This is a genomic window from Nocardioides sp. SYSU D00038 (assembly GCF_016924665.1).
Classification (GTDB): domain Bacteria; phylum Actinomycetota; class Actinomycetes; order Propionibacteriales; family Nocardioidaceae; genus Nocardioides.
Map to the genome: position 1 here is coordinate 348,511 of NZ_JAFFJT010000016.1, position 18,589 is coordinate 367,099.

An 18,589-nucleotide genomic window follows, 5' to 3' on the forward strand; every position below is an offset into this window, starting at 1 on the left:
CGCTGTGAGCTGGCAGATCGTGCCGCGCGCCTATGGCTTCGGCCGAGCCGATGATGGGGTTCCGACATCCCTGAAGGCTGGGCCACTCCTTGCGGCAGGGGCAGGCTACGAAAGCGTTTCCTTCGACGCGGCCTTCCTGCCGCACGCTGAGAGCGCCGGCCCATGGCTTGCATGGCTTGACGCGCTTGGCATCCGAATCGACAGTGTGTTTCTTGAGTTCACGGGAGAAGACCTAGACGAGGCTGCACGTGTGCTGGCTGGGGCCACGGCGACAGTCCGAGCGAGCGGGGATAGCGCGCGTGTGACGGTTGCGGTCACAGATCGCCGGTCCGGGCGGGTGGGCTGTGACGCCGATATCGAAACGACAGTGCGATGCGTCGAACACCTCAGAGGCGAAGCATCCCTGCACGATCTGGCGATCGATTGGCACCCTCATGCTGTTGCTCTCGAGCGCCCTGATCTGGAGGAACTGGTTGGAAGACTGGGGGACGTGGGGGCCGGCGTATGCCTCGACCTTGGCTGGTTGGCCAGAGCCCGAGTGGCCGAAACCGATCTGCCGGGGATCCTATGGTCGTCGGCAGGGAGCATTCAGTTCCGCGATGTGCAGGCTGATGGCGCATGGGCCGAGGACTTCTCCGATCGAGATGCTCTAGGTGCGCGGGTGATCGAGCTCATAGAGGGCGCCCAAGCGACTGCGTATTGCGTGGAACTCTTTCGAGACAAGGCGACCGTCGTGACGTCCACGTTGCCGGAGCAAGCTGAGGTGTCCTTGAAGACTGCCCAGAGGATCGTGACGGCGGATGCGCATCGACCCTGACTTCATTGTAGTAGGCGCAGGGACTTCTGGAGCAGTCGTTGCGACCGAGCTCGCGGATCGCGGCGCGAGAGTGTTGCTTGTGGAGCGCGGTGGTGCCTCGCCTCGTTTTAGGGCCGCAGGCGCACGAATGAGTGGGATTCGCACTGAGGCGACCAATACAGGCGTCAAACTCCTCTCGGGTGTCGGGGTCGGTGGAACCTCTGAGCTACACGGCGGGATCGCGCTGCGGGGGTTCGCGGAGGACTACGCGCGCTGGGAGCACCGAGCCGAAAGCCACGAGTGGGGGACGGAGCGCTGCCTCGCGGACTTGGACGACTACCTCGTGCGGCGTGAGCTAGTCCGCGAGTTCCGTGATGCTTCAGACTTCGGGGCCTTCGGTCAAGGGTTCATCGAGGCGGGAATCAGTTCCGGCTATCCCGCGGTCGAACGAGGGTTTGACAGTCTGCACACGCTGGGCGTTGGGGTGATGCCTGTTCTTCAAACCACAGGGGGGCGACATGCGTCGGTTGCAAGTACGCTGCGTGCGGCGCTCACGTCGACCTCGGCCCTCGAAACCTGGGACCATACGGAAGCCACTCGAGTTGTTATCCGGAACGGGACCGCGCTAGGGGTGGAGCTGAGTGGTCCGAGGGGCACGACGTATGTCAGAGGAGGGGCGGTCGTTCTATGCGCTGGTTCTCCAGGCAGCGCCCGGCTGCTCCGCCGAAGTCTGCCTGAGGCGCAAGCGGCAAATCTCGGAAGGAGAGCTGGTGTCATCCGCAATCACTATTCACGCTGGAAGGTGATTGATGGTCTCGAGGAATCAGTGATGCCACCAACGAATCTATTCGGCCTCGCCGCTGCGACTTACGAAGACGGACTGCACCTGCGCGTGGAAGCTTTTGCGATGGCCGTGCGAGACCGACCGGCATTGGTTCTGAGCGCCACCTCGTACACGTCCAATAGCGAGATCGAGCTGGGCGAGGACACAGATCCGCCGATCCTCAGAATGCGTGACAGCCAAGCGCTACAGCGTGCGATGGAAATCGCCGATGGCCTTCTGGGGGAGACATCCCTAGAATCTCTCTTGGGCTCGGGTCACCGAGGGCGCCCCTGGCTTAAGCGGGTCCGGAGCGCCCATCACCTTCATGGCGGAGCTCCGATGGGTAGTGACCCAGAAGGCGCGACGGTAGATGCCGACCTCCGAGTGATCGGCACAGATAGATTGTGGGTGGCAGACCTGTCGACTGTTCCAACGCTCTTCACCAATAACACACACCTCCTGGCGCTGGTTATCGGCTACAAGGCCGGTAAGGCCTTGGTGACGGAGAAGGCATAGCAGTGGAGTTTCTCGGAGATTTCCAACCGCAGATCACCGTCGACATCCTCGATGAGCAGGTTCAGCGCCTGAGTGACCAGCTTGACGGACGCGATGGCGTCGCAGTCACCGTGAAGTCGGATCGGTACGACCTCTTAGCTGTGACGCTCCTGGCTGCTCGGCGAGCACGCCGACCGGTCCTTGTGATGGATAGCGCCGCAAGGGCACCTGAGGTCTCAGCTCTCATGGAGCGCGTGGGAAGCGATTGCCTGATCGAACCAGCTGACAGCAGCCGTCACTGGAGCTTGAACCTCCGACGTGCCCAGTCGAGGGTTCTGGACGGGCTTTCGGATCACGTTCTGTTGGCGAGTTCGGGCACCACGGGAGTGCCGAAGCTCGTGATCAGGAGGGCCGCGAGTTTGGACGAAGAGGTCCTGTCAACCCATAGAGCGTTGGGGATCGATCGGTCTGCCAACTTCACGCTTGTCGTCGCTGTCTCGCCTTCGTATGCCTTCGGCTTTGTCCAAGGACTGTGGGCGGTCATGGAGGCTGGAGGGCGTTGCTACCAATTGAGAACTCACACCGCGAGTGCGCTCGAACGCGCGCTCTCCGCCGTCAGTTCCACGCTGCTCTTGGCACCGCCGGGTCTGATCGGTGTCTGGTCACGGCGCGAGCCAAGGACGACCTGTCACGCGGGCGTCGCGCTGACGGGGGGCACGCCGCTCGCCGAGTCGGTACGGCTCGATTTTCAGACGAGATGGCGCACACCGGTGCGTGAGCTGTATGGAAGCACCGAGGCCGGCGTCGTGGCAATGACCGATAGCGAAGGTCGGATGAAGCTGCTGCCTGAAGTCGATTCTCGGGTCGACGATAAGAACGAGCTGTCCGTTAGGTCGCCATTCTCGGGGACGCTCTTGAATGACGACCGCGCAGCACGCGAGTGGGTCGCCCTCGGTGATCGCGTGCAGGTGTCGCCCGGCGGCTATCTTAGCCTTGGAGGTCGGGTCGACTCGGGGATTGACCTCAACGGGCGGCTCGTGGATCCGCATGAGATCGAACTCGCGACCCTCACAATATCCGGCGTAGTCGAGGCAAAGATTGTAGAACTCGTTCGGGCCAGCAAGAAGCAACTCGTCCTGTTCTACGCGGGCAGTCTGTCGAAACAGGTCGTAATTCAGGAACTGTCGAGCATCGTTTCACCCCACAAGGTTCCGGCGAGAGCTGTCCATCTTCCGGAGCTTCCAAAGACGGTCCGCGGCAAAATCGACGTCGATCGCCTCCGCCTCGAATTCGGCATCGAGGACGCGTCAGTGGCGTCGCTGTAGCACATCCCACCCTGGCCGCGTCCATCAGCGCCAGAGAACAGAGGCGATCAGTTGCGAATTGAGCTCCCAACTAGAGTCCCGCCCAGTCTCTACGGGATCCAGTGGTATGCCAACGTACTAGCCATCGTGGAGACCGACCCGCGCAGCGAACCGTGGTTGCTCAGCAACTACATCCAGCTGCGCTACGACATCGCACCGCGAGCGCGCGTTCCAATGGCCTTCTATGTGCACGACTACACAGCGTCTCCGTGGTTAGACACCCTTCGTCTGACTCAGGATTGGCTCGGCCTATCTGGCCAGGGGTTTGTGGACTTCGCTCGAGATCAGGTTGCGCGGAACTACTACCTGCATCTATCACTAGATGAGTACTTCATACCGAACCGTCCATTCTCGCAAACACGTCACTATACGCACGATGTACTGATATGCGGATTTGACGACAGCGATCGAACATTCAAGCTGATTGGCTACGACGCCGACCGGCGGTACTCACGCACCGAAGCCCCATATGACAGCGTGGCCGACGCGTGGGAATCCCATATCGGAATGGACAACGACAATCCGGACGTGATCCTGCATCGGCTAAAGAGCGATGCGAGTTACCCCCTGGATCTGAATTTGATTGAACGTACGATCGAAGAGTATGCGACCGGCCAAGATACATCCGTCCACTTCGCGGCGGAGGAACCTCCGCGGCGTTTAGTTTATGGAATTGACACGTACGACCGAATCATTGACAATCTGTTGCAAGCCCGGGAAGGTGAGCGCCCCATTGACCCCCGAAGCCTCCACGTCCTATGGGAGCATAAGCGGCTAATGGTGCGACGAGTGGCGGCGACGGTATCGGGATCGGACGGTGACAGCGTCTTGGACATAGCCGTCGGGCTGGAGGCCGCAACCCGGGCATGCCGTAGTGGTCTGGTGATGGCGTTCTTGCTCAAGCGAGTGACGAGCCTCGACCGGATCATGGATGAGTTGTCGGAGTTGAAGAAGTTGGACACGCAGTTCGTCGCGCATTATCTGGGAGTACTCAGGTCGTCAGGGCCGTGCACCAGTTGAAGGAGCGAGGCGCTCAGGCGAATGGTTTCACCCGGCCCTCGCCTCGCTTAGGCTGTCGTTGCGGTAGGCGACGGAGCTCCGTCGCGAGACGACTCTTGAGAGGGGTGTCCACCCTTGCGCGGTCTGCCGGAACTGGACGTTGATCCCTTCGACGCAGCCACGTCGACCGATCCGGGTGAGATGTACGATCGACTCCTCGCTGACCCGGTCTGTTGGCTTTCGCGTTACGGAGTGGTCGGCATCTCGTCCTATGACCTCGCCAAGGAGGTTCTCTCCAATCCTCTGGCTTTCCGCTCGTCGAACGGCGTGGGGCTTTCGAACATTGACGACGTGCGGAGATGGCGGCAGCCGAGCCTACTAATCGAGTCAGACCCTCCCGATCACCGCCGGGCCCGGGCGGTCGTGAACCGGGTGCTGTCTCGCGATCGAGTGAGCCGATTGAAGACTGCGATCGAGAGCCGAGCCGCCTCCGCCATTGACGTTATGCGGAGTCACGAGTCTATCGAAGCGATGGACACCGTTATCTTTCCCTTCGTTGCCGAGAACCTGCGCTCATCGCTGGGCCTCCGGCATCTGGAGATGCACGACCTGAAGACGTGGGGGAGGCTCGTCTTCGATGGATTCGGGCCGGCGGAGACAGCTAAAGGGTTGCCCGTCAGGCAGATGGACGCGGTCCGGGACTCCGTGGCGAAAGCCACGGATCCAGGCAACTTGCTCGCGGACGGTCTTGCTATGCAGATTTTCGAAGCCGGATCGGAAGTCGGATATAGCACGGTCGAAAGCGGGCTACTCGTTCGCGCATTCGTGTCAGGGGGGTACTTGACTGTCGCCGCCGCCATCGGGAGCGCGATACAGGGCCTCGCGGGTGACGGTCGTCAGCTCGACGAACTGCGGCGGCGGCCGGAGCTCGCGTTGGCAGCGCTCGATGAGGCCATCCGAGTCGAAACCCCGATACGCGTGTTCTTCCGGACGACAGCGGGAGGTCAGATCCTTGGCGGTCGCGCCATTCCAAGCGGAACCAAGGTGGCCGTCTTTTTAGGCGCGGCAAACCGCGACCCGCTACGTTGGGACCGACCGGCTACGTTCGATATTGCCCGCCGCTATCGCCGGAGCTTGAGCTTCGGTCACGGTGTACACGGGTGCGTTGGCCAATACTTCGCTAGGCTCCAAGGACTGACCTTGATTGGTGCGCTTGCCCGCGCACAAGTGTCGTGGTCTCCTTCAGGTAGACCAACATACCTGCGCAACAATTCCCTCCGTTGTCTAGAAAGGCTACCGCTGAGCATCTCCGTTGCACAGAGGTCCGGACACTAGGATGCCGGTGGAATCGAGCGGAATTACGGCTGACCGACTCTGTCGGGAATTTGATGTGCCGGTGAGGGGGTCTGGCGTTGGCGAAGGATTGCGCTTTCTCCTTAATCGCTCCTACCGTCGCGTTACGGCGGTCACTGATCTCAACTTCAGCATTTCGCGCGGCGAGGTGGTTGGGCTAATCGGGCCTAATGGCGCGGGCAAGACAACGACGATGAAGCTGTTGACCGGAGTACTTTCGCCCAGCGCGGGGTATGTGACCGTTGACGGCTACACACCTTCTAGGAGAGAACCCAATCACCTGAAGAACATAGCCTTTATACGCGGCGGGCAGCCCCTTGGATCACCGCCAGAGCTGACCGTCCTGGACGTCCTTCACTATAATCGAATTCTCTACGGTGTCGCCAGAAGCGACTTTGACCGAGCTTATGACCAACTGGATTCCTGGCTCGGCTTGCGGCGAATCGCGGACCGGCAGGTCCGAGCCCTAAGCCTCGGCGAACGCATGCGAGCGGGGCTCGCGACCCAACTTGTGTACTCGCCGAAGTACCTATTCTTGGACGAACCGACGACTGGACTCGATCTTGTGGTCGCCGCTTCATTCCGCGAGCACATGCGCCGGTACGTCCAGGAGCATGATGCGACTGTCATTCTGACTAGTCACCACATGGCAGATGTTCAACAGCTGTGTTCTCGCGTGCTGGTCATCGATGACGGCGAGCTGAGGTATGACGGCGCACTTTCAGGACTCAACCAGCTGAGATCTGCCGTGAAGGTGATCAGGGCGGAGCTGTCGGAGCCTCTCACCGGTCGTGCGCTTGGACTGCGTTCCTTCTGGGTCGAGCAATCCGTGGCCCGGATGCTTGTGGAACCAACTGACATTCCGCGGGTTACAGATCTGCTCCTCGACTATGGCGCAACGGACGTTTCGATCGAGGATCCACCTCTGGAGATCGTCCTAGCTGACCTTTTTCGAAAGTCCGAACCATGATCCGACGCACTGCTGCCGTGATCGTCGCCCGGTTTCGTCGCCGGTACTACGAGTGGAGCGATAGCAGATGGTTCCTCGGTAGCCTCGTTGCCAATGAGACGGTTCTCCCATTGCTCGGATTCTTTGTCTGGCAATCTCTGCGCCCAAGTGAGGGCGACGTGGACTTGTACTTCTACTTCCTTATCTGGACGTCGATTGCAACAGCTAGCTACGAGCACCATTCAGTTTCAAATCGTATCTATGACGGTAGCCTCGCTCAGGACTTGCTAGTTCCTGGCTATCCACCGACATTATACTTTGCCGACAACCTCGCGCTCCGCGGCTGGTTGCTGGCGTTGAGCGCACCCTTCCTAATTCCACTCGGAATTCTGATTGGCGGCTTTACCTTCAAACAGCTCATTCTCTTCTTGCCGGCGGTGACGTTCGCTGCGGTGATTCGATTCTTGCTTGGCTGGTGTGTTGCTCTGCTCGCATTCTGGACGGGCCGAGCGGCTTCGATAGCCGGGCTTGTGAATGCACTCAACTTCACATTGGGTGGCGTCGCGCTCCCGCTGATGTTTGTTGAGAGCCCTTGGAGTGACGTTTTGGTAGCGTTGCCCTTCTACTGCTCTCTAGGCCTGCCGGCCTCGATTGCGGACGGGTCTGGGTCACTTGCTCAAGGCCTTCAGTTTCAATTGTTATGGACCATTGCGCTGGGGGCGGCAGCATTTCTCTTGTGGAAGATCGGCGTCCGTCGATTCGACGCCGTAGGTGGGTAAGTGAAACTGTTCTCTCTCGGCCATCTGGTCGCATACTCGATCCGGCTCTCATGCGTTCGGGCGATCTCCTATCGGCGAGACCTCATTGCAGACCTCGCGCTTAGTTTGATCGGTCCTGCATCGGCATTGGTCGGCCTGATCATGATCTTCAGCCAGACGGACCAGTTGGGGGGCTGGTCCTTCGGTGAGGCCCTCGTCCTGTTAGGGATGTTTCATGTGCTCGGAGGCTTCAAAGCCGCCTTGCTCGATCCGTGGCTCGGCTGGTTTCCGGTAATTGCAGTCCGCGATGGCGCTTTGGACGTCTTTCTCCTTCGGCCAGGGTCCCCGCCCGTGTTGGGTATGCTTGCTTTGATTAGGTGTGCGGTCCTCGTTCAATCGGCTTTTGGCGCGGTGACAGCGACTGTGGGACTTACGGCAGCAGGGGAGCGGGTCTCGGCCTCGAGCGCGGTTCTTTGCGCCGTGGCCCTAGTCGTGGGCTGTTTCGTGATGTTCTTTTTCGCAAAGGGTCTAGCGGCATTGTCACTGTTCGCGGCCAGCCTGCAACTCGATGTCTTTTTCGGGAGCGTCTGGCAGTTCGGCAGGTACCCCGTGACCGTCTACTCCGATCCGGTTCGCGTTGTTCTCACGGTGGTTCTGCCCGTTGGGGCGCTGTCTGTGTTGCCAGCTGAGTTCCTGTTGGGCCAGTTTCGGTACGATCATTTCGGCATCTCCGTCACAGTGGCGACAGTTGTGATGCTTGTGTCGTGGTCGTTGTGGCGCTCAGGGATCAGGCGCTATTCCGGTGTGGCGGCCTAGGAGCCTGTGCGGAAGTGCGGGTGGTTTGCTTGGTGTGATTCGGCGCCCGTCCAGTCTCCCAGGGCTCGGCCCAGTCGGTGTTCCTGCGGCTATTCACGACATCTGTGTTGTATGTCTTGTCTCGTCGGCCCTTCCGACGGTCTTCGTTCACGATATCTGTCGGGCTAGTTGGTCGTAGACCCAGCGGTACGTTCGCTCGATCCCTTCGGCCAGCGGAGTTGTGGGACACCAGTTGTACCGCTCCATCACTAGGGAGTCGTCGCTGCTTCGCCCCCGGACGCCTTGCGGAGCACCCGGTATGTAGTCGCGTCTTAGCTTGACACCGGCGATACCTTCGACGAGGTCAACTAGTTCGTTTATGGAAATGAGTTCGTCCGTCCCGATATTGACTGGCTCTGGGCTGTTACTCGCCGTGACGAGAAGCGTTCCTTCGATGCAGTCCGAGATACAGGTGAAGGTGCGAGTTTGGGATCCGTCCCCCCAGATCTCGATCCGGTCCTGGCCGCTGATCTTGGCTTGGGCGACCTTTCGGCAAATTGCAGCCGGAGCTTTCTCACGTCCCCCGCGTCAGGTTCCGTGCTCGCCGTACACGTTGTGGTAGCGCGCCACTCTAGTTGCGAGGCCGTAATCTTCGTTGAAGTGACGGCACATTCGCTCGGCGAATAGCTTCTCCCAGCCGTACCCGTCCTCAGGGTCAGCCGGATATGCATCGACCTCACGTAGGGGCGTGACCTCGGAGTCGTTTTGCAGACGCGCTGGATAGACGCACGCGGACGACGCGTAAAAGTATCGCTCGACCGATGCTTCGTATGCCGCTTTCAGGACATGCGTGCTGCTGAGGACGCTCAGCATGCAAGCGGCTTTGTTGGCTTCGATGAAGCCCATTCCGCCCATGTCGGCTGCGAGATTGTAGACCTCTCTTGTATCGCAAACCGCGGCGCGCGCGCCTTCGAGTAGGGAGACGTCGACCTGTTTGTTGTCTGCGCCCTGGTGGAACTGGAACCAGTCGTTCGGTGGCTTGATATCCACTGCGCGAACGGTCCGCCCGGTTGCAAGAAGTGCGCCGACCAGGTGCCCGCCAATGAATCCTCCGGCGCCAGTCACCAGTGCATCCATATAGACGCCTCCAGGCTGCAAGTCAAGCGGACTAAGATTTTGGGTCGATGCGCCTGCCGGGCACGGATGGCCGTAAGAGGCGCCTGTGCGTGAATCGCCGGACAGGACCAGCGTGACATTTGAGGTTCATCCGGAGCAAGATGTGGTTGGGTGATGGAGCTACTTTACCCCCGTTTTTCGACGACGCGTTGCTGCCATCTGTCCTGGTAGCCGCTGGGCCTGTTGAGGGACCCGGGCACTGCAGATACGCAAACTTCGAGCCGGGCTCCACGATGACCTTGACCATGCTCGGCCCGTGGAACGCAGATCGCGACCTCGCGAACACTGCAATTCGAACTGTTCGCGCTGACGGCACTGCTGACAGTCGGTCGCACCACTACTTCTGGCGGTGAGCAAAAGGAGAGCTGTCGGCACATACGAGTCTCCTCAGCGGGACGGACCAAACGGTGGTACGGAAACCGTCCACGACACTTTCGAGGTTGGACCGAGGTAGGGGGCCGTGCCCCGGCACCACTGCTTGACGCCACGAGTGGAGAAGAGCCTAGAACTGGTCGAATCCGTTACCGGGACGCTAAGATCGTACGAAGGCCGGACAGGACAAGTTCCCGAGCGACTCCGGTCTCGATCGGATTCCGTCCACAGGCTCTCGGCTCGGTCCGCACCGCGGCCCTTCAAGATGCGCTGTCTTCAGCCTTGCCGCTCATCACGATGGCGTTGTAGATGAACTGCCATCGCTCCGCCGTGCGGGGTGCCTCTCCGCGGAACTTGATGCCGGCGAGCATCTCTACGTCGACCTCAGGCAATTCTGCGTTCTCAGCGAACACGCGTAGCGACTCGGGAATCGCTGGTCTGGCGGTCGGATCCGCTTGCACTGATCGACCTAGGACATCACCAAGTGTCACGCCGAGGGCCAGGGCGAGTTTGTGGAGGATGGCGGCGCCGGGGCGCGATCCGGTGCCGTTTTCGACGGTTGATAGGTAAGACTTGCTGACCCCCGCTCGGTCGGCGAGTTCGCTGAGCGACAGACTCTTTTCTTTGCGCATACTGCGGATGCGTGTACCGATGGCGCGAGGGTCGTCGGTGGCGTCCATCGAGTGGTGGACCGCGCTCATAGCCTGACGCTCCGAGCTGTGGGCGCCTTGATGCCCAGCACTAGTACACGCATGACGGTGTCACCTTCATCGTTGTTGTATGGATATGGCCGAGCGGACACGAGGAACTTGCCAGGGAGCCGCAGCGACCGCATGTCAGCGAGCTCGTCAACATACTCACCTTCCGAAGCGCGGAAGATGGGGTGGTCTCTCGGGATGGACTTGTTGGGTGGGATGAAGACGTCAAGCGCGCTGGAGCATGCGGCGCTCTTGACCCGGAGCGCGGGTGCCGCGTTCTGTCGGCTGGTCGCGAACTCCAGCCGGACGAAGAAGGCCGGCTGGGGGGTGAGCCGGACGGCTCGACGCGCCGTGGCCTCAAGGCTGGCGCCGTAGTCGGACTTCACCTGCTCGATGGTGTCCCAGCCATAGGGGTGCGAGGCGAACGTCGGACCGACAAAGCGACGGGGCAGCAGTAGCTCGCTTGCGCCAACATCGGCGAGCCATTCGATGTTCAGCGTTCCGTCTCGTCGTGGGGTTGCCCGGAGTGGGGTGCAGCGGAAGTTCTGCTTCATCATGAAGCCGGGGAGCAGCGTGTGGCAGATCTCGTGGCCGATCGTGAAACTCTGACGCTCGGGACTGTCCATGGCACAGAGTTCGATCCGAAGGCGGCCACCTTCGTTGATCAAGCACCCGGAGTGGGAGCTCACGGTTTCTCGAACGTCGTCGATCGACTGCAGGCTTGCAAGCAGCCGTAGGTCCACCGGCGGCTCGACCTCGCCGAGGATGCTCAACTGCTCAGCCAGATCCTCGATGAGGACGTCCGGAGCCGCGCCCGGTCGCAGGCGCATCGCCTTCTCGAGCTCCGACTGTCCCGTAAGAGTCGCCATCCTCATAAACGATAGACCGTTCGCATTGACGAAGCGTGCAGTCGTATGGCACGGTCGTGTCGTGGGTCCGGAGTTGCGAACACCGGATCCGCGATAACGAACGCAATCTGCTAGAGATGGGATCGACGATGACTGAGAATGGTACTCCTGAGGGAGCGGCTCCGTCGCTCCCCGCAGCTGCTCACGGCGCGACCCCGACTCGGGGCATCGGCAACGTGCCCCGCTCGACGACGGAGACCGGCAAGTTCGGACGTTTGTTCCGCGGTCTGCCACCGCTCATGCTCGATGAGACGCAGATCCAGAACGTCGTCAACCAGATGGTCGACGCCGGCGAGCAGTCATCTGGAGGCGGCTGGAGCGGCACCCCGACGGCGTCGGACTCGAATCTGGCCGCGGGCTGGACCTACTTCGCGCAGTTCGTCGACCATGACATCACGTTCGACCCGACCTCGATGCTCGACCAGGCGAACGACCCGGACGCCCTCGAGAACTTCCGCACTCCACGATTCGACCTCGACTCCGTCTACGGCTTGGGGCCCTCGGCCAATCCGTGGCTGTACGACCGCAATGACCCCGACAAGCTGCTCCTGGGCGTGAACTCTGCCGAGTTCCTGCAGCGGGACCTGAACCGCAACCACCAGGGTCGAGCGCTCATCGGTGACCCGCGCAACGACGTCCACGTGATCATCGCTCAGCTGCACCTGGCCTTCGTGGAGTTCCACAACCACGTCGTCGACCGAGTGCGGGCCGACCCCTCACTCGTCACCGGCGTGCCGGCGACGCCGGTCGGCGGCTGGGGCGGTGGTGCACCGGTCAGCGGGCAGCCGACCTTCGGACAGATCGTCACCTTGGTCCGCTGGCACTACCAGTGGCTCGTCCTGACCGGCTTCCTGCCGGCGATCGCCGGGCCGGACACGGTCGGCGAGGTGCTCAAGCGGGACAAGAAGGGCGGGTTGGATGCGGTTCTCAAGTTCTACAACGTCCGGCGCAACCCGTGGATGCCGGTCGAGTTCTCGGCTGCGGCTTACCGCTTCGGGCACAGCCTCGTCCGAGACGCCTACCTGCTGAACGGCACCCTGCCGCCCCTCCCGGTCTTCTCGCCGGCCGGTGACGCTGACCCGCTCGCGGACCTGCGCGGGTTCCGTCGGCTGCCGGCCGGCTGGGAGATCGAGTGGCATCGGTTCTTCGACGGGCTCCCGAACTCCGGCACGGAGACCCAGCGTGCACGGCTGTTCGACACCCGGATCGCGGCGCCGTTGCACTCCCTGCCAGCGTCCATCGATCAGATGCAGCGCTCGCTCGCCCTACTCAACATCAAGCGGGGCGTCGCAGTCGAGCTCCCCAGCGGTGAGGACTTCGCCACGGCCGTTGCCGGCAAGCTCGGCCTCGACCCGGCAAGCGTCGCTGTCAGCAGTGGCCTGTCCCACGGGACGCCGCTCTGGTTCTGGTTCCTCAAGGAGGCCGAGATCCAGCGCGGAGGCCAGACGCTTGGCCCGGTCGGTGGTCGCGTCGTGGCGGAGGTCCTGGTGGGCCTCGCCGAGAACGACCCGTCGTCGTTCCTCAAGGCGCAGCCCGACTGGCGTCCGACACTTGGCGCTCAGGCCGGCGAGTTCACCATCGCCGACCTGCTGACGATTGCCGGCGTGGCGTTGTAGGGGACGAGGTGGTTCGCCAAACTCTTGGGGGTTCCGCGAACCACCTCGTCGTTTGCCGTGACAACCGGAGCGGAGTGAGGAATGCAGAGCTCGACGCGTTCGACCACTGGTCGGCCCAACCGCAGACCCTCCGCGTCGGTCTTGGCAATTAGTCTCCGTCGGCGTGAGCATCGTTGACCTGGCGCCATTGGCTGCCCCCGCGATCGGAGCCCTGTTGGCCTACTGGCTTGGGCGCGGTTCCACAGTTCGCCGCTCGCGCACAATCGCCCTTGAGGACCTGGAGATTTACGACAGAGCCCTGGCGATGCTAGGCCCTGAGAGTCCAGTCGTCGATCAAATGCGCGAGCATGCTCGAGGAAGTGTCCTGCAATATTCGAGCCGCCGAGCCGCCGCAGAACGCCGATCGGCGCGCCGGGTCGCGCGGAGTTCGATCGTCGTCGTTGCCATCCTCGGTGGATGGGCCGCGCTTGCCATTGACACGGACAATCTCTGGGCCTTCTTCGTGTTGGGACTGGTCGCGGGAGCGGTCGGCGTTGGCCTTGAGACGATGCTGGAGCGGGTGCAGATCAGGCTGGAAGTCAGAAGAAGCTTGGAGCGAAGACGGCGCTGAACTGCTACGGTCCCGGTGAGGCGATTCTCTCTGGGAAGGATGTCCTTCGGGCCCGGCCGGCTGGCACGATAAACGCGTGTCTCTTAGGTCCGTTCGCCCGCGTGGCACCTTCCATGCGCGCCGCACGAGGGACGGTCAGGCGCTGGACCGTGACGGCGAGGTCTTCGTCCTCCTCAACGAGCTATGTAACCGGGACGGGACCCGATCAGTGGAGATCATGTTCGAGGACGGCGTCTGGCTGCTTGCGGATCCGGCTGACCTTGACCTGCTCGACGCCGGGTGAGGGCTCGGAGCCACATCGGCCGATATTGGGTTGTCGACGTGTCGTACGGCGCGTCGGACACCTGATCGAGCGCGTGTGTCCGTAGTCTGGGCACGAACTTCTTCCCTGTCGGAAGCCTCTGGCAGACTCTGACCGTTCGAACAAGTGTTCGACTCGAAAAGGAGCCTACCGTGACCAAGCTGACCTGCGTCGAGATCTGTGCTGGCGCCGGCGGGCAGTCAGTTGGTCTAGAAACGGCAGGCTTCGATCACACCGCCGCAGTCGAGATCGACGCCGATGCGTGCGCCACCCTTCGACTCAACCGCCCGAAGTGGAACGTGATCGAGAAGGACGTCAAGAACTTCGACATCGCCCCGTACGCCCAGGGTCTCGATCTTCTAGCGGGAGGCGTGCCCTGCCCGCCGTTCTCCATTGCGGGCAAGCAGCTTGGGGCGGATGACGAACGGGATCTCTTCCCGGAGGCGATGCGCCTGGTGCGCGAGGGCGAGCCGAAGGCAGTCATGCTCGAGAACGTCCGAGGTCTGGCAAGTTCTCGCTTCGACAACTACCGAGAGTCGATCCTCGACGAACTTCGCGACATGGGCTATGAGCCCCACTGGCAACTCTTTCATTCAAGTGAGTTCGGTGTCCCGCAGCTTCGCCCCCGCTTCATTCTGGTCGCACTCCAGGCGGACATCGCGAAGCACTTCTCGTGGCCGACCGCCGTGAAGTCACCGATGACGGTTGGGGAGGCGCTGCACGACCTGATGGCGGCGGATGGTTGGCCGGGTGCCGAAGAGTGGGCGACCAAGCGAGCGATCGGGATCGGGCCCACGATCGTTGGCGGATCCCGGAAGCACGGCGGTCCTGACCTAGGGCCAACGCGTGCCCGCGCGGCGTGGGCGGCGCTGGGCGTCGATGGCCGTGGAATTGCAGACTCGCCTCCCACCGCAGATGACCCGGTCGACCACGTGCCGCGGCTCACGCGGGAGATGGCGGCCCGCATCCAAGGCTTCGACCCCGACTGGAAGTTCTACGGCAAGAAGACCGCCGCATATCGGCAGATCGGGAACGCGTTCCCGCCGCCCGTTGCTGCAGCGATCGGTGGCAGTATCGCCAGCGCGATCCGTGCGGCAAGCAAGGCGTCCAAGAACGCCTCGAAGTTGCGTGCTGTCGCAAGCTAACTGATCCAGGCGCCACAGCAGCTCAGGTCAGGTGTCAGACCCGTCCACGGCCGGGCGTCTTCGTGCCGCACGTCGGCGATCTGCCTCCGCCTTGATTGCAGCGTGAATGTTCGTCGGCCACGGCGCGTCCTTGGCGAATCGGTAGTAGGCCCAGGTCCTCGCCCCTTCAGTCTTTCGGTTCCGATGCTGGTAGTCCCAGCCTAGGAACCGAAGATCACGCAGGCGCCGATTCCAGTCGTCCTGGTACTCCTTCGCGCAAGCAACCGCCTCAAGGAGATCGGCACGTACCCACTCGGGGGACATGATCTTCAAGAACTCGCCAAGCCGCACTCGTGGGTCATCCTGATTGACAGCAAGCGCGATCTTGTCGGCGATGTGGTCCCAGCGTTGGAAGTACTGCTGACGGCCGATCGCGCAGTCCTCACACAGTGGTTCGAGATTCTCCCGGGTTGGCTCGCCGCCCCAATTCAAGGGAATGCGCTGCGCCGGTCGAAGTCGGACACCGTGGGGGATTGGCTGGTCCCCACACTGGGCACATCGCTGCGGCGCCAGGACCTCGGCCCGCAGTCGCAGGTCGATTGGCTGGAAGACCGCGCCTTGCTCTATGTCCAACCACCCGGACAGGCGGTAGCGAGCGGGTTCGTCATCCGTTTCCAGCACGGCAAAGTGGGCGCGCAGCGGAGTTAGAGCGCGATCAAGGTCCTCGGCGTCCTCGCCGCCAACGCTCTGGAGGAAGTAGCCGATCTCTGCAGCGGTGGGTGGGTTCTGCTGGCGTCGAAACAGCAGCCCGTAGAGGGCGATCGAGCGTCCGCCGCTGAGTAACCCGGGCAGGGTTTCGCTATCAGGCTCCGGGAGTGGTCGATCGTCCACCATGGCTGGAACGTAGCCGGCGGTGTCCTCAAGCAGGTGTCACGACGCTAGTTCGTAGTTGCCGGGAGTTTAGGGGCAGGTTCCGTGATGGCCTCACCTGCTCGAGCCGCTCGCCAGAGGCGACCGTCTAGCTCGACGGTCATGGTGTCGCTCGGGCCGGCAGGCACGACCTGAAAGCTCACGATCTCGCCGTCACGCGGAACTGGCTGACCGAGTTGACGAGCCACCGCCCTGTGGACTTCGTAGTCACCGCCGGGAATCAAATAGCCCTCAGGCCGAAGTGTGGTCCTGGCACCGCCGTTGTCCCGTATGCGTGCCATGTAGTCGTCCTGCTGGGCAACCGTCGCCACAGTGTTGCGACCGATGATGCGACCGGTCACCAGGCGGCAGAGCTCCCTGATCCGAGCAGCTCCAGATCGGGAAGCAAAGATGCGGTCGATCGTGGCGGTGTCGAGCGACAGCAGGATGTTCGGCGGCAGCTGTGCATCCCGAAAGAGCCATTGAATCTGAGATGTCCCGCGCGGGTTGAGCTGGGTCTTCTTGTCGCGGTTTCCCTTCTCACGGCGGTTCTCGTCGCTCGCTCGCACGATGCCCAGACTCCAGATGCCCCGATGGTCGTTGGACGTGGCGACTAGGAGCAGGTGCCCGAAGCATTCTGGCGGGAGCATCCACTGGTTCATGTTCTGCGAGTACTTGCAGTCGATGTCGTGTCCGAGGACTCGGTAGTCCAGGGGGCTGTCGTCGTCCGGGACATCGTCAATCACATCGTTGAAGGCTCGGCGGAGGATGATCTCGAACATGCTGCCGTAGTGGGTCTTCTCGGTCTTCATGAGCTGATCCCAGCGATAACGTCCGGTGTGCTGCCCGTCGTAGAGCAGGTCGAAGGTCTCGCGGAACACGTCAGCCATGCGCTCGCCTGTAGGGTCCGCGCGGAGGAAGGCGTTCGCGATCTCGTCGCGCGCCGGATCAAGATCGAGCCCAGCGTTGCTGATGCCTGGGAGCTGTTCGTCAGTCACAGGCTGAAGATAAGTGGCTGCGGCAGCCTTGCGGGGGATGTCAGGGTTTGGCTCGCGCCACGGCCGCCATGATGGTGGCCGCTACGTCGTCAGGGTTCTCGTGTTCCCAGAAGCGGAGGACCTGCCAGCCGGCTGCGGTCAGCCGCTCGGTGGTGTCAGCGTCCCGCATTCGGTTTCGGCTGATCTTGTCAGGCCAATACTCGACGTTGTGCTGCCACTCGCGACGTCCATGCTCTGGGCAGCCGTGCCAAAAGCAGCCATCAATGAACACGACGATCTTCTTCTTCGCGAAGGTGATGTCTGCTCTGCGCCGCAACGTTGCAAGCGGCTGTGTCGCAACTCGATAGCGAAGTCCGGCAGCGTGAAGGCGCCTGCGGACCGCCAGCTCGGGGGCGGTATCGCGAGAACGATTGGCTTGCATGTTGCGACGTCGACCCGGGGACGACGCCCACGAAGCAGAGATCGCCACGGAAACCAGTTTACGGGCTGGCCGTAGAGTCATCGCCCGGGGTCGGTGCCTAAGTGAGCGTCGTCAGACGCCATCTGACTCTCCGGATTCCTAGTCAATCGACTCTGTTGGACCTACCCAGGGTGCGAGCCCTGACGAGCGAACCCGATGTCGTTCAGCTCAGAGATCTGCCTTCGCCGTCGCCCGGTTGTTGTTGATGGCTGGATACAGGAGATTCTCGGCCCAGGCGGCGGCGGCAGTCTCCGACGCGTGCCCGCCGACGAGCACGCCTGTTAGGTCCAAGATGCGCCGCCGGTCCACGACGACGGCGTTATGGATCGAGGGCTCCTTGTACCAAGAACCGTCATGTCGCCGAAAGTCGAACGGGATAAAGCACATGTTGGTGTGGTCACTTAGCTGGCTCATGATGCCGCGCCAAGCGTCAGGACTCGACGTGTGCTGCTTGCCGACCCACTCCGCAGTGGCCGCGCATTGACCGAAGACGATGAGCCGTCCGTTTAGCGCGTCGCCCATCGGCGTCCAAGCGATCAGGTCCAGCCCGTTGTCCCCTGTGTCGTTCGTGGCGAAGTGCTTGTCGCTGAAGCGCTTCTCTTCGCCTAGGTCGGTGACGAGCAACTCAAGCTTCTTCGTGAGTAACCCCTTGTACCTGGGGTTCGGGATGTACGAGTTCTTGCCGAAGAGGTGCACTTCGGCCCGCTTGGGCATGATCTCTCGAAGGGCCGCCAAGCACACTCCTTCGAACTCCGCTGGAAGCCGTGCGGCCGCCTTCGCGTCTACGACGTAGCGCAAGCACGAAGAGAACAACAGGAACAGGTAGAAGCTGCGTGGGCTGGTCTCGTCGAGCAGGACCAACTGCCCGTCCTCATCAATCCTGAACGGGTAGGCGTCCGAGAATGACTGTTGCCGTGCCTGCAGATATTGAAAGACCTCGGCCACTCTCGCCCGCTGAGCGTCAGTCAGTTCCGCTTCGTCAGCGCCGTCGACCTTCTCGCTGTCGTCGTCTGGCTCCTCGGCGTCGTCGACTGACTCGCTTTCTCGCACGTCGTTACGCCGCTTGATCACGTCGGCGAGATCAC

General features: G+C 62.0%; 17 protein-coding genes and 1 pseudogene. 11 read left to right on the plus strand and 7 right to left on the minus strand.

Annotated features, from left to right (window positions below; all coding sequences use genetic code 11):
- Positions 1–4: 4 nt before the first annotated feature.
- The 8 genes from JT721_RS10255 (at position 5) to JT721_RS10290 (ending at position 8,353) form a co-directional block, all read left to right on the plus strand.
- Positions 5–817 carry a hypothetical protein gene (locus JT721_RS10255; protein WP_205473003.1) on the plus strand — a complete coding sequence of 271 codons (813 nt, stop codon included), beginning with the start codon at positions 5–7 and terminating at the stop codon, positions 815–817.
- Entirely contained in the window at positions 801–2,135 is a 1,335-nt protein-coding gene (locus tag JT721_RS10260) for a GMC family oxidoreductase N-terminal domain-containing protein (protein WP_205473004.1), read from the plus strand. Before JT721_RS10255 ends, JT721_RS10260 begins: the two co-directional genes overlap by 17 nt.
- A gap of 2 nt (positions 2,136–2,137) precedes the next feature.
- Positions 2,138–3,439: a class I adenylate-forming enzyme family protein gene (locus JT721_RS10265; RefSeq protein WP_205473006.1), complete on the plus strand. Its 1,302-nt coding sequence runs from the start codon at positions 2,138–2,140 to the stop codon at positions 3,437–3,439.
- A 126-nt stretch (positions 3,440–3,565) separates the two neighbouring features.
- Positions 3,566–4,498 carry a hypothetical protein gene (locus tag JT721_RS10270; protein WP_205473007.1) on the plus strand — a complete coding sequence of 311 codons (933 nt, stop codon included), beginning with the start codon at positions 3,566–3,568 and terminating at the stop codon, positions 4,496–4,498.
- Positions 4,499–4,612: 114 nt separating this feature from the next.
- Positions 4,613–5,812 carry a cytochrome P450 gene (locus tag JT721_RS10275; protein WP_205473008.1) on the plus strand — a complete coding sequence of 400 codons (1,200 nt, stop codon included), beginning with the start codon at positions 4,613–4,615 and terminating at the stop codon, positions 5,810–5,812.
- 7 nt (positions 5,813–5,819) lie between these two features.
- On the plus strand, positions 5,820–6,800 hold the full coding sequence (locus JT721_RS10280) for an ATP-binding cassette domain-containing protein (RefSeq protein WP_205473009.1): 981 nt from the start codon (positions 5,820–5,822) through the stop codon (positions 6,798–6,800).
- Positions 6,797–7,558: an ABC-2 family transporter protein gene (locus tag JT721_RS10285; protein ID WP_205473010.1), complete on the plus strand. Its 762-nt coding sequence runs from the start codon at positions 6,797–6,799 to the stop codon at positions 7,556–7,558. The genes JT721_RS10280 and JT721_RS10285 overlap by 4 nt, the downstream gene beginning before the upstream one ends.
- Positions 7,559–8,353 carry an ABC-2 family transporter protein gene (locus tag JT721_RS10290; RefSeq protein WP_205473013.1) on the plus strand — a complete coding sequence of 265 codons (795 nt, stop codon included), beginning with the start codon at positions 7,559–7,561 and terminating at the stop codon, positions 8,351–8,353.
- 147 nt (positions 8,354–8,500) lie between these two features.
- On the opposite strand, the pseudogene JT721_RS20840 reads toward JT721_RS10290, so the two are convergent.
- From JT721_RS20840 to JT721_RS10310, 3 genes and pseudogenes are all read right to left on the minus strand, one after another.
- A pseudogene (locus JT721_RS20840) lies at positions 8,501–9,469 on the minus strand (NAD-dependent epimerase/dehydratase family protein).
- A 671-nt stretch (positions 9,470–10,140) separates the two neighbouring features.
- A complete protein-coding gene (locus tag JT721_RS10305) occupies positions 10,141–10,581 on the minus strand; it encodes a helix-turn-helix domain-containing protein (RefSeq protein WP_205473017.1) in 441 nt (146 codons plus the stop codon).
- On the minus strand, positions 10,578–11,447 hold the full coding sequence (locus tag JT721_RS10310) for an ImmA/IrrE family metallo-endopeptidase (RefSeq protein ID WP_205473018.1): 870 nt from the start codon (positions 11,445–11,447) through the stop codon (positions 10,578–10,580). Before JT721_RS10310 ends, JT721_RS10305 begins: the two co-directional genes overlap by 4 nt.
- 215 nt (positions 11,448–11,662) lie before the next feature.
- On the opposite strand from JT721_RS10310, the gene JT721_RS10315 reads away from it, so the two are divergent.
- The 3 genes from JT721_RS10315 (at position 11,663) to JT721_RS10325 (ending at position 15,158) form a co-directional block, all read left to right on the plus strand.
- Positions 11,663–13,102 (plus strand): heme peroxidase family protein, encoded by a 1,440-nt coding sequence (locus tag JT721_RS10315; RefSeq protein WP_205473019.1) that lies wholly within the window; start codon positions 11,663–11,665, stop codon positions 13,100–13,102.
- A gap of 163 nt (positions 13,103–13,265) precedes the next feature.
- A complete protein-coding gene (locus tag JT721_RS10320) occupies positions 13,266–13,712 on the plus strand; it encodes a hypothetical protein (protein WP_205473020.1) in 447 nt (148 codons plus the stop codon).
- Between the two features lie 453 nt (positions 13,713–14,165).
- Positions 14,166–15,158, plus strand: a complete 993-nt coding sequence (locus tag JT721_RS10325; RefSeq protein WP_205473022.1) for a DNA cytosine methyltransferase — start codon at positions 14,166–14,168, stop codon at positions 15,156–15,158.
- 27 nt (positions 15,159–15,185) lie between these two features.
- Here JT721_RS10325 and JT721_RS10330 read toward each other — a convergent pair whose 3' ends face one another.
- The 4 genes from JT721_RS10330 to JT721_RS10345 form a co-directional block, all read right to left on the minus strand.
- Entirely contained in the window at positions 15,186–16,031 is an 846-nt protein-coding gene (locus JT721_RS10330) for an HNH endonuclease (RefSeq protein WP_205473024.1), read from the minus strand.
- Positions 16,032–16,075: 44 nt separating this feature from the next.
- Positions 16,076–17,044 carry a NaeI family type II restriction endonuclease gene (locus JT721_RS10335; protein WP_205473025.1) on the minus strand — a complete coding sequence of 323 codons (969 nt, stop codon included), beginning with the start codon at positions 17,042–17,044 and terminating at the stop codon, positions 16,076–16,078.
- 40 nt (positions 17,045–17,084) lie between these two features.
- Positions 17,085–17,513 (minus strand): very short patch repair endonuclease, encoded by a 429-nt coding sequence (locus JT721_RS10340; RefSeq protein ID WP_307827985.1) that lies wholly within the window; start codon positions 17,511–17,513, stop codon positions 17,085–17,087.
- A gap of 159 nt (positions 17,514–17,672) precedes the next feature.
- Positions 17,673–18,575, minus strand: coding sequence for a hypothetical protein (locus JT721_RS10345; protein ID WP_205473026.1), 903 nt, complete (start codon positions 18,573–18,575; stop codon positions 17,673–17,675).
- Between the last annotated feature and the right edge of the window lie 14 nt (positions 18,576–18,589).

Excerpts from the sequence above, each read along its gene's own strand:
- JT721_RS10260 (WP_205473004.1), top strand. The coding sequence starts at position 801 with ATGCGCATCGACCCTGACTTCATTGTAGTAGGCGCAGGGACTTCTGGA.
- JT721_RS10285 (WP_205473010.1), top strand. The coding sequence starts at position 6,797 with ATGATCCGACGCACTGCTGCCGTGATCGTCGCCCGGTTTCGTCGCCGG.
- JT721_RS10305 (WP_205473017.1), bottom strand. The coding sequence starts at position 10,581 with ATGAGCGCGGTCCACCACTCGATGGACGCCACCGACGACCCTCGCGCC.
- JT721_RS10310 (WP_205473018.1), bottom strand. The coding sequence starts at position 11,447 with ATGGCGACTCTTACGGGACAGTCGGAGCTCGAGAAGGCGATGCGCCTG.
- JT721_RS10330 (WP_205473024.1), bottom strand. The coding sequence starts at position 16,031 with ATGGTGGACGATCGACCACTCCCGGAGCCTGATAGCGAAACCCTGCCC.